This is a genomic window from Hamadaea sp., assembly GCF_013362815.1.
Lineage (GTDB): Bacteria > Actinomycetota > Actinomycetes > Mycobacteriales > Micromonosporaceae > Hamadaea.
In genome coordinates this window covers 56,845-66,679 of record NZ_JABFVK010000104.1, presented here as the reverse complement: position 1 = coordinate 66,679, position 9,835 = coordinate 56,845, and the positions used below count along the sequence as shown (strand labels likewise).

The window sequence follows — 9,835 nt, the reverse complement described above, 5'->3', positions numbered from 1 at the left end:
GGGCGGCGCGGGCCGGGCGGCACGGCTCGAGCGGCGCGGGTGGATCTAGCGGCGGAGGCGGGCGACGAGGGGGACGACGTACCACAGTCCGATGTAGAGCGCACCGAGGACTGCGGTGACGGCTGCCGCCCAGGGTGCGTCGACCACGAGGTCCAGCACCAGGAACACCGCCCCGCTGACGGCCAGCAGCAGCATGATCAGTCCGGCCTCGGTCATCGCCGACGCCGCGCGTACCACTCGGGGCTTATAGCCCTCGCCCATGAGCCGATGGAGGCTGACCGGGGCGATGAGGAACGCCGTGGCCGCCGCCGATGCGATCAGCGTGCCCACGTAGAAGCCGCGCTGGAGCTGGCTGATGTGCTCGAAGCGGTTGGTGAACGGCAGGGTCAGCATGGACGCGAGCAGGATCTGGATGCCGGTCTGCATGACCCGCAGCTCCTGCAGCTCCTCGGAGAACCGCCTATTCCAGTCCTGCTCGCCCACCAGGGATGAATACCCAGGTCAAACGGTACGCAAACGAGCGGCCGGGCCGAACAGGACCACCCGCGCATCGGTCAGCGAGCGCGGTTCGAAGGCGTCGATCGCGCCAGTCGCGCGACGGAAGGCGTCCTCCAGCGGCCAGCCGTAGATGCCTGACGAGATCAGCGGAAACGCGATGCTCCGCGCCTCCAGCTCGTCGGCGATCCGCAAGGAGTTCTCGTAGCAGGCCGACAGGAGAGCGGAGCGGTCCTCGGTGGAGCTGAAAACCGGTCCCACCGTATGCACGACCCAGCGGGCGGGCAGCTTCCCGGCAGTGGTCGCAACCGCCTGTCCCGTCGGCAGACCCCGGCCGTACTTCGAGGCACGCAGCGCCCGGCATTCGGCGAGGATCTCCGGGCCGCCCTTGCGATGGATCGCGCCGTCCACTCCTCCCCCGCCGAGGAGGGAGGAGTTCGCCGCGTTCACGATCACGTCGACGTGCTGCTCGGTGATGTCACCTTCGACCAGGTCGTAACGCATACTGCCCACTGTCCCACGGCTCGCCCCCCGGCGCCGCGGGGCTGCGGCGCGGGCATCGCCATGGGTTGATCATGCCGTCGCGGAGTTGATCAGGGCCATCGGGACATGACACGCCGGTCGATCACGCCCGTTAGTTCATGATCGGGCAGAAAGGTCGGGGGCAGTGGGGAGGGCGCGGAGTTCGAGGACCAGGGACTCGGCCGGGTTGAGCCGGGGCGCCCGCAGGCCCACGGTCGAGAGCACCGCTCCGGATGCGGTGATCCCGTCCCGCCAGGCCGGACTCCGGCTCGGCCAGCCGACCGGCGCGCTCACTTCGGGCAGGACGCGTACCTCGTAGGACTGTGCGGGATCGAGGCCGGGCAGGCGCAGCGCCGGCGGCGCGAAGTCCAGCGGCGAGGTCAGTTGGGCGTAGCAGTAGACCGCGTGCGCCTGATCGGCCGCTACGACGCCATGCAGCCAGCCGGCCGGATCGGGGTGGTCGGCGTGGACCACATCGCCCCCGTGCAGCAGCGACCGCAGTCGCTTGTAGAGCGTGATCCAGGCGGTCAGCTGCGCCAGCTCCGGCTCGCTGAGCGAGGTCAGATCCCACTCCAGTCCGGCGTGGCCGAACAGGGCCGTCGCCGCACGGAACGGGAGGTCGGCGTACCGGCCGGTGGTGTGCGCGTGCGGCGGGCCGACGTGCGCCCCCATCAGTTCCGGCGGCAGCAGGAGACCGGTCCAGCGCTGGATCGCCTGGCGCTCCAGGGCGTCGTTGGTGTCGGAGGTCCAGACCCGGTCGGTGTGCTCGAGGATGCCGTAGTCGATCCGCGCGCCACCGCCCGAGCACGACTCGATCTCCAGCTTCGGGTGCCGGCGGCGTACCTCGGCTAGCAGGCGGTAGACGGCCAGCGTCTGGGCGCGTACGCCCGCCTGTCCGGAGTGGACGGCCTCGACGAGGTCCCGGTTGTGGTCCCACTTGATGTAGTCGATGCCGTACTCCGTGACCAGCGACGAGATCCGGTCGAGGAGGTACGCGTACGCGTCGGGGTGGGCGACGTCGAGGACCACTTGGTTGCGGGCCGGCACCGGCCATCGGCCCGGCGTCGCCAGCACCCAATCGGGGTGCTCCTCGGCCAGCCGGGAACGCGGATTCACCATCTCCGGTTCGAACCACAACCCGACCTGCAGGCCCAGCCCGCGTACGTGGTCGACGAGGGGGTGCAGGCCGTCCGGCCACACCTCGGGGTCGACGTACCAGTCGCCGAGTCCGGCGGTGTCGTCCCGGCGGCCGAGGAACCAGCCGTCGTCCACGACGAACCGCTCGACTCCGATCCGGGCCGCCACGTCGGCCAGCTCCTTCAGCCGGTCGAGCCGGTGATCGAAGTAGACCGCCTCCCAGATGTTCAGCACCATCGGGCGGGGGCTGTGCGGATGGTGGGGCCGAGCCCGCAGCTCGCGATGGAGAGCACTGCTCAATCCATCCAGCCCGGCCGCCGAGTACGCGAAGTACGCCCAGGGACTCGCGTACGCCTCCCCCGGCGCCAGCCGTACCTCGCCGGGGAAGAGCAGCTCACCGCCGCCGAGCAGGCGTACGCCTTCGCTGAACCGTTCGGCGACGTGGACGTGGTCGCCACTCCATCCGATGTGGACGCCCCAGACTTCCCCGCTGCGGAAGCCGAAGCCCGGCGTACCGGCGATGAGCAGGCCGGTCGCGTCGTGCCCGGTATGCCCCCGGCGGTTCTCCCGGACATGCGAGCCGTGCTGGAACTCCGAACGCTGCGGCTGCTTCTCCCGGGGCCAGCGGCCGGAGAAGTCGAGCAGTTCCTGGGCCTGACCAGGCAACGGAAGCAGTGCTTCCAATCGGTCGAGGGTCCATACTCCGGCACCGGCGTTCGTGACCGTGTGCCGCATCCGCAATACGCCCCGCGGGCTCAGCATCAGCTCACTCGCGACCGCGATCCCGGCGTCCTCATCAGCCGAAGCGATCACGATCCGGCCACCACCGGCCGGGTCGAGCTCGACGAGAGGTTCACCGGTCAAGGTCAACCGCTGAAACGGCCAAGCGCCGTCGCGATGACCGGCGAGCCCGGGCCGTCCCTGCCAGCCGTCCGCCTGCGCGGGCAGCAGCGTGATCGGCATCGGCTCGTCGACCTGCATCGGGAACGGCCGCGTCGCGAGCTCGAAGCCCGTCAGCGATCCCAGGTCGGCTCCCCAATGCAGCACGCGCGGCAGCTTCGGTCCGGCGACGTCGAGCACGAGCGCGGATCCGTTCGCCCGCAAGCACACCAAGGTCATGACGGCGAGCCTAGCCGGGGCGGGCTTTGTGCGTACAAGTCAGGAACAGACGGGACGATCGACGAGCCGCGCGCCCGCCGGCGTGAGCAGATGGCACCGCTCACGCCCCGCGTTCTGGGTTACCACGAGCCCCACGGACCGCAGCACCGCGACGTGCTGGCTGACCGCGGCCAGGGACAGATCCGCGCGGCGCGCGAGCTGCGTGGTCGTCGCGCCGCCCGCGAGCATCAGCATTTTGATCAATTTCGCCCGGGTACGCCCCATGAGCGCGCCGAGTTGCTCGTCCGCGAGATCCTCCAACTCGCAGCTGACGGGCAGCACGAGAACGGCCTGGCCGGCGCGGCGGACCAGCATCGGGTGGTGCCCCGTGAAGACCGACGGTTGCACCAGCAACCCGCCCTCAGCCGTCATCTCATCGGCAGAACCGTTCACCCGCAGCCTCGGCGAGTCCCACCGCACCTCTGGATGCAACGTGGCGAGCAGGGTGTCCAAGCCACCGTCGAGCAACGTACGCCCCAGCCGGACCCGTTCCGCGGCGACGAACTTCTCGATGCGATCCCAGTAGGGCTCGATCGCAATCCGCTCATAGCCGGAGCGGTCGGTCAGCTCCCGATAGCGGAAGCGCTGCGACATCTCGCCGTGCCAGTCGACGAAGCACGGCAACGACGGGCGGCGCAGCATCCGCAGACTGAGCCGGTACTCCAACTCCGGATCGGCTCCTTGCGCGACGGTGATGCGGCCGAGGTCCGCAGCGGACAGACGCAACTCCATGCGTTGGGAACGCTGTGGGGCCCTAGTTCCGTTGTCTCGCCTTTTCCGCGCGATCATGAACTATTGGAGGCTCTCGACCGGCGTGTCGCGTCCCCGGCGCCCTGATCGTTCCCCGGACGGCATGATCGACAGCCGCCCAGGGACCGCGGAGCGGGTCAGCGCAGCGTCACGGGAAGGTGCGTTACGCCGTGCATGAGCAGCCCAGGCCGCCACTCGAGGTCCGCCAGCGGAACCGCCGACTGCATCCGGGGATACCGCCGGAGGAGCGCAGACATCGCGATCTGCCCCTCGAGCCGGGCGAGCGGCGCGCCGAGGCAGTAGTGGATGCCGTGGCCGAAGGCGACGTGCCCGCCCGCGTCCGAGCGCGCCGGGTCGAACTCGTCGGCGTCGGCGAACGCCTCGCCGTCGCGGTTCGCCGACAGCAGCGAAATGATCACGACCTCGTTCGCCGGGATCGTGATGTCGCCGTACGTGACGGGTTCGGTGGTCAGCCGCAGCGTCGAGGCCTTCACCGGGCTCTCGTAGCGCAGGATCTCCTCGATCGCACCCGGCACCAGCGACGGGTCGGTCCGCAGCTCCTCGGCCCAAGTGGGGCGCTGGAGCAGGATGTAGACGGCGTTGCCGATCAGGTTGACGGTGGTCTCGTGCCCGGCCAGCAGGAGCAGGAAGACGAGTGAGCTCAGTTCGTCGGCGGTCAGCCCCTCACCGGCGTCGCTGGCCTGAATCAGGCTGCTGAGCAGTGCGTCGTCCGGTTCGGCGCGCTTGCGGGCGACGAGGTCGGCGACGTATTCGGCGGTCGCGGCGACGGCCTGGTACATCTCCTCCTGAGGCGCGGCCGGACCGGCCACCATGGTGTTCGACCAGCCGCGGAACGCCTCCCGATCGATCTCCGGTACGCCGATCAGCTCGCAGATGACGGTGAACGGCAACGGAAAGGCGAAGTCGTCGATGAGGTCGACGGAGTGGAGTCCGTCCAGCCGGTCGAGCAGTTCGTCGGTGAGCTGCTCGATCCGGGGTCGCAGGCTTTCGACCCGGCGGGCGGTGAACGAAGCGGACACCAGGCGGCGCAACCGGGTGTGCTCGGGCGGGTCGAAGTTGAGCATGTGCTCGCTCATCGCCTTGCGTACCTCGACCGGGAAGGGCGCGCCGCCGGTCGGGCGGAGGGTCAGGGCCTGCTTGGACAGTCGCGGATCGTTCAACGCGCGCTTCACGTCGGCGTACCGGGTGATCAGCCAGCCGACCGCGGTCGGGCCGATCGGGATCTGGTGGGCTGGACCGGATTGCCGCAGGTGGGCGAGGGTCTCGTGCGGACTGGCGGCCGTCGATGTCATAGTCAGAAGTGTGTCACGGCGCACACTATGTGTCGGCTGTGCCCGAAGGGTGATTTACGCCGACCGCCTGTCGGTGGCATGCTGTCGCAGTCTCGCGGGGAGGAACGAACATGTCAGGCGTTCAGGCGCTACGTCCGGGCGATGTGGTGGAAATCGCCGGATACAAGCTGCTGGGACGTCTGGGCCAGGGCGGCATGGGCACGGTCTACCTGGCCGAGTCGTCGACCGGTCAGCAGGTGGCGCTCAAGGTCATCCAGGATCATCTGCTCGACAAGCCGGAGTTCCGGACGCGGTTCAGCGGCGAGGTCGAGCGGGCGAAGAACGTCCCGCCGTTCTGCACCGCCGAGGTGATCGACGCCGACCCCGAGCACGAGCCGCCCTACCTGGTAGTGGAATACGTGGACGGGCCGACGTTGGCGGAGATCGTCCGGGAGTCGGGGCCTTTGTCGGGGGCGGCCTTGCACTCGCTGGGCATCGGCATGGCGACCGCGCTGACCGCCATCCACAATTCCGGCGTGATCCATCGCGATCTCAAGCCGGCCAACGTGCTCCTGCCACGCGGCGGCGTCAAGGTGATCGACTTCGGGCTCGCCCGGGGCAGCGCCGACGGGACCCAGCTCACCCAGACCGACCAGGTCATGGGCACGATTCCCTACATCGCGCCGGAGCGCCTCGGGCCGATGGACCGGGTCGTCACGCCCGCCGCCGACGTCTTCGCCTGGGGCGCGGTGATGGTCTACGCCGCGACCGGCCGCACGCCGTTCGGCGGCGACACCCCGGCCGCCACCGCCGTGCGGATCATGACCGAGGAGCCGGATCTCGACGGCGTCGCGTCGGCCTTGCGGGACATCGTGGCACAAACCCTCCAGAAGGATCCGGCCAGCCGCCCCACCGCCCGGGAGTTGCTGGATCGGCTGGTCTCGCTCGGCGCCACCTCGCACGTGTCGAAGGAAGTTCTGCGCCCGGCCGCCGCCGCTCAGGCGATGGAGTCGTCCTCGCTCGGGCTGCTCGACGACGGCGGCGACACCGGCCCGATGGTTCGATCCACCCGCCGCCGTCGGTCGATGGTGCTGATCGCCGGGCTCGCCACGGTCGCGTTGCTGGCCGCAGGCGGCGTCTTCGTCTCCAGCTACCTGCTCAAGAAGACCAACGCCAACGCCAACACCCCGACCACCCCCACGGCCTCGCCGTCCTATGTGGCCTCGGTGACCGAGTCGCCCACGCCCGCGGTCACCGCCAGCACGGATCCGTTGCCGCAGCTGAAGGCGCCGATCGGCTGGTACGAGATCATCCCGCCGGCCACGCTCACAGCGCCGCAATACTGGCAGGAGAGCGCCGCGTGCAAGTTCAGCCCGGCCGGCTACACCGCCACCACGACCAGCGGCGTCGCGCAGTGTCAGATCAGTCCGCCGCGCAACACGCGCGACGTCGCGATCGGCGTCCGGCTCAACCTGCTCACGCCGAAGACTTGCGCCGCGCTGTGGTTCCGCTTCTCGCAGAAGACCGGCGGGTACGCGATCAGGCTGTGCTCTGATTCGGTAGCCCTGTACGACTACCGGCCGCCCGTCAAGGCGGGCGGGAAGTGGACTTCGGTGAAGGTCGACGACTGGCCTCAGCCGGCCGGGACGTCGCTGGCGTTGAACACGCCGATCAACGTGGAGATGATCGTCGAGGCCGATCGGGTGTCGCTGTCGCTCAACGGCCGTCCGCAAGGCGCCCGGCCGCTGTCACGAATGGATTCCGGGACGGTGGCGATGGGGATCTACCAGCTCGGGACGGCCAAATCGGCGTACTCGGTGATCTTCACGGACTTCACCCTGTGGGAGGGACCGACCGTCGCGACCTCGCCGTCGCAGTCGGCGAGCCCCACCACCTCCTCGCCCTCGCCGAAGGTCTCGAAGAGCACCTCGCGTAGTCCCACGGCCGGGCCCACCGTCAGCCCGTGAGACGACGAAGCCCAGCGCCGGAGCGGCGCTGGGCTTCTTCAGCACGGAGCGTCAGTGCCAGATGTAGTACCGGTTCCAGGGAGCCTGGTTGTCCGGGTCCTGCTCGTCGTCGTAGCCGTAGCCGCCGTACCCGCCGTGCGAGTGGCTAGGCCGGGGGCTCCCGATCGGGCTGCGGCTCGGGCTCGGGCTCGTCGACGCGCTCGGGCTCATGCTCGGGCTCTTCGACGGGCTGGGGCTCGAGCTGGGACTCATCGACGGGCTCGGGCTGGTGCTCGGGCTCATCGACGCACTCGGGCTGGTGCTCGGGCTGGTCGAGGGGGACGGCGACGGCGAGGCGCTCGCCGGGCAGGTGTGGGTCAGGTTGATGAAGTCGGCCGTCCCCGTGATCACCGCGCTCGCGCCGAAGAGGGTCCAGCCCGCCGGAGTGATGATCCACGCCTTGGAGACGTCGGGTCCACCGTTGGAGAAGTTCCCCGGGTCCAGCGCGGCGGTCTTGGTGACCGTCCCGTTCGGGCCGAAGTCGGCCGTGATCGAGACGAAGTCGCCGCCCGTCGCGTACCCACCCGGGATCACGAAGACCCAGACGTCCTGGCCGGCGTAGGGGCCGCCGCCCTGGTTCGCGGCGCAGTGCTGATCTTCCTTCTTGTACGCGGCCGCGGTCGTCGGAGCCTGGCCCGCGTGCAGCTGTACGACCGTCTGCGCCCAGGCCTGCTGGGGCTGGTGGTTCGCGCCGGCGAGCGCGATCAGCCCGATCACGAAGATCGCTCCGGCCAGTGCGGCAGCTGCCAGGGCCCGCCCCACCGTCTTGTTTATCTTGAGCATGATGCCTCCAGAATGAGTGGCTTCTCGTCGAGATAAACGACAACTCGGGCATTTCGGATGCACCGAACAACCGACTCCCGCCCCGCCGATCAGTCGTACGCTGGAGGGATCGAACGGGGGGTGACCTGCATGAACACCATCGAAGTGAAATCGTTCGAGAAGCCCGACGAGACGCGGATGTTCCAGGGCAACGGGATGGCCGACATCGTGTTGCTCGGGGGCAAGCCGGTCGCGCGGGGCACGTTCGAGCCCGGCTGGAAGTGGTCGCTGAACGTCAAGCCACTCGCCGGGACCGATCTGTGCGAGGTCCAGCACCTCGTCTATCTCCTGCAAGGCCGGATGGTCGTCCACATGAAGGACGGATCCGAGCAGGAGATCGCACCCGGTGAGGTCGCCTTCATCCTGCCCGGCCATGACGCCGAAGTGGTGGGCGACGAGGCCTGCATCGCGCTCGACTTCGGGGAGATCGCGACGTACGCCCTGTCGAGCTGACGGCGAACGAACCGAAGGCGTAGGCCGGGGTGGTCTACGCCTTCTTCCGGGTGCTCACCTTCGGCTGGTTCAGGCGGATCATGTTCCCGGCCGGGTCGCGGAACGCGCAGTCGCGTACGCCATAGGCCTGATCGGTGGGCTCCTCCAGCACCTCCGCGCCGGAAGCCTTGATGTGTTCGAAGGCCGCGTCGACGTCGTCGGTCGTGAAGACGAGCCCGCGCAGCATGCCCTTGGCGAGCAGGTCCGCCTGCTTCTGCTTGTCCTCAGGGGAGGCCTCCGGGTTGGAGTCGACGGTCTCGATGGTGATCTGCAGCTCGGGCTGACTCGGCGGGACGACCGTCACCCAGCGCATGCCCTCGAAGCTGATGTCGTTGCGGACCTCGAACCCCAGGACGTCGCGGTAGAAGCCCAGCGCCTTCTCGTGGTCGTCTACCAAGATGAAGCAGTGCGAGACCTTGATGTCCATGGCCGTCAGGTTACGCCGAGGCCCCGGTCCGGGCCGGGCGGATCGGCCGCGTACGCATCTTGGTGAAGCAGGCCGGAATGGCCGCCACCGCGGCGTGCTCCCGGGCCCGGTACGCACTCGGCGTCTCGCCGACCAGTTCGGTGAACCGTGAGCTGAAGGAGCCGAGCGACGTACAGCCGACGGCGAAGCAGACCTCGGTGACGCTCAGATCACCCCGTCGCAGCAGAGCCTTGGCCCGCTCGATCCGGCGCGTCATCAGATAGCTGTACGGCGTCTCCCCGTACGCGGCCCGGAAACTGCGCGCGAAATGCCCCGGCGACATCAGCGCCTGCCGGGCGAGCGCAGGCACGTCAAGCGGCTCGGCGAAGTCGCGATCCATCCGATCACGTGCCTGCCGCAGCCGGACGAGGTCCTCCCGGTTCACCCGTCCAGCATCGCACGCCGCTCCCGTCAACCGGCAGTACGCGCTGCGCCGGCTGTCGGCTCGATCACGCCCGCTCGTCGGCCGTCCGTTTCGACGGCGGCCAGACCGGTTCGCCGTGCCGGCCCGACTGGGCGTTCTTGAGCGGCTTCGGGATGCGAAAAACGCCCTGATCGGAGGGCTGTCCTCTGATCAGGGCGTTTGCTACGGGTGGAGACGAGGGGACTCGAACCCCTGACCCCCACACTGCCAGTGTGGTGCGCTACCAGCTGCGCCACGTCCCCGCAGGTCGCGCTCGGTGGCCCGAGCACTC

General features: G+C 69.2%; 10 protein-coding genes and 1 tRNA gene. 2 read left to right on the top strand and 9 right to left on the bottom strand.

Features of this window, described 5'->3' with window-relative positions:
* Positions 1 to 45 precede the first annotated feature (45 nt).
* The 5 genes from HOV77_RS32900 to HOV77_RS32880 form a co-directional block, all read right to left on the bottom strand.
* Positions 46 to 483: a DUF6328 family protein gene (locus HOV77_RS32900; protein WP_290869704.1), complete on the bottom strand. Its 438-nt coding sequence runs from the start codon at positions 481 to 483 to the stop codon at positions 46 to 48.
* Positions 484 to 501: 18 nt separating this feature from the next.
* Positions 502 to 999, bottom strand: a complete 498-nt coding sequence (locus tag HOV77_RS32895; protein ID WP_290869701.1) for an O-acetyl-ADP-ribose deacetylase — start codon at positions 997 to 999, stop codon at positions 502 to 504.
* 135 nt (positions 1,000 to 1,134) lie between these two features.
* Entirely contained in the window at positions 1,135 to 3,273 is a 2,139-nt protein-coding gene (locus HOV77_RS32890) for an alpha-galactosidase (protein ID WP_290869698.1), read from the bottom strand.
* Positions 3,274 to 3,312: 39 nt separating this feature from the next.
* The gene (locus tag HOV77_RS32885) at positions 3,313 to 4,044 is read right to left on the bottom strand and encodes a winged helix-turn-helix domain-containing protein (protein ID WP_290869695.1); all 732 of its coding nucleotides are present in this window, start codon (positions 4,042 to 4,044) and stop codon (positions 3,313 to 3,315) included.
* A 155-nt stretch (positions 4,045 to 4,199) separates the two neighbouring features.
* Positions 4,200 to 5,375 carry a cytochrome P450 gene (locus HOV77_RS32880; RefSeq protein ID WP_290869692.1) on the bottom strand — a complete coding sequence of 392 codons (1,176 nt, stop codon included), beginning with the start codon at positions 5,373 to 5,375 and terminating at the stop codon, positions 4,200 to 4,202.
* 110 nt (positions 5,376 to 5,485) lie between these two features.
* On the opposite strand from HOV77_RS32880, the gene HOV77_RS32875 reads away from it, so the two are divergent.
* Complete coding sequence (locus HOV77_RS32875; RefSeq protein ID WP_290869690.1) at positions 5,486 to 7,321, top strand: serine/threonine-protein kinase; 1,836 nt, start codon at positions 5,486 to 5,488, stop codon at positions 7,319 to 7,321.
* Positions 7,322 to 7,372: 51 nt separating this feature from the next.
* On the opposite strand, the gene HOV77_RS32870 is transcribed toward HOV77_RS32875, so the two are convergent.
* A complete protein-coding gene (locus HOV77_RS32870) occupies positions 7,373 to 8,143 on the bottom strand; it encodes a hypothetical protein (RefSeq protein WP_290869688.1) in 771 nt (256 codons plus the stop codon).
* A 129-nt stretch (positions 8,144 to 8,272) separates the two neighbouring features.
* Between HOV77_RS32870 and HOV77_RS32865 the strand changes: the two genes are divergently transcribed.
* Complete coding sequence (locus HOV77_RS32865) at positions 8,273 to 8,635, top strand: cupin domain-containing protein (RefSeq protein WP_290869686.1); 363 nt, start codon at positions 8,273 to 8,275, stop codon at positions 8,633 to 8,635.
* Positions 8,636 to 8,669: 34 nt separating this feature from the next.
* Here HOV77_RS32865 and HOV77_RS32860 read toward each other — a convergent pair whose 3' ends face one another.
* From HOV77_RS32860 to HOV77_RS32850, 3 genes are all read right to left on the bottom strand, one after another.
* Positions 8,670 to 9,101 (bottom strand): VOC family protein, encoded by a 432-nt coding sequence (locus HOV77_RS32860; RefSeq protein ID WP_290869683.1) that lies wholly within the window; start codon positions 9,099 to 9,101, stop codon positions 8,670 to 8,672.
* A gap of 10 nt (positions 9,102 to 9,111) precedes the next feature.
* The gene (locus HOV77_RS32855; protein WP_290869680.1) at positions 9,112 to 9,525 is read right to left on the bottom strand and encodes a helix-turn-helix transcriptional regulator; all 414 of its coding nucleotides are present in this window, start codon (positions 9,523 to 9,525) and stop codon (positions 9,112 to 9,114) included.
* 208 nt (positions 9,526 to 9,733) lie between these two features.
* Positions 9,734 to 9,806, bottom strand: a tRNA-Ala gene (locus HOV77_RS32850).
* Positions 9,807 to 9,835: the final 29 nt, after the last annotated feature.

Excerpts from the sequence above, each read along its gene's own strand:
- HOV77_RS32895 (WP_290869701.1), bottom strand. The coding sequence starts at position 999 with ATGCGTTACGACCTGGTCGAAGGTGACATCACCGAGCAGCACGTCGAC.
- HOV77_RS32890 (WP_290869698.1), bottom strand. The coding sequence starts at position 3,273 with ATGACCTTGGTGTGCTTGCGGGCGAACGGATCCGCGCTCGTGCTCGAC.
- HOV77_RS32885 (WP_290869695.1), bottom strand. The coding sequence starts at position 4,044 with ATGGAGTTGCGTCTGTCCGCTGCGGACCTCGGCCGCATCACCGTCGCG.
- HOV77_RS32880 (WP_290869692.1), bottom strand. The coding sequence starts at position 5,375 with ATGACATCGACGGCCGCCAGTCCGCACGAGACCCTCGCCCACCTGCGG.
- HOV77_RS32875 (WP_290869690.1), top strand. The coding sequence starts at position 5,486 with ATGTCAGGCGTTCAGGCGCTACGTCCGGGCGATGTGGTGGAAATCGCC.
- HOV77_RS32870 (WP_290869688.1), bottom strand. The coding sequence starts at position 8,143 with ATGCTCAAGATAAACAAGACGGTGGGGCGGGCCCTGGCAGCTGCCGCA.
- HOV77_RS32865 (WP_290869686.1), top strand. The coding sequence starts at position 8,273 with ATGAACACCATCGAAGTGAAATCGTTCGAGAAGCCCGACGAGACGCGG.
- HOV77_RS32860 (WP_290869683.1), bottom strand. The coding sequence starts at position 9,101 with ATGGACATCAAGGTCTCGCACTGCTTCATCTTGGTAGACGACCACGAG.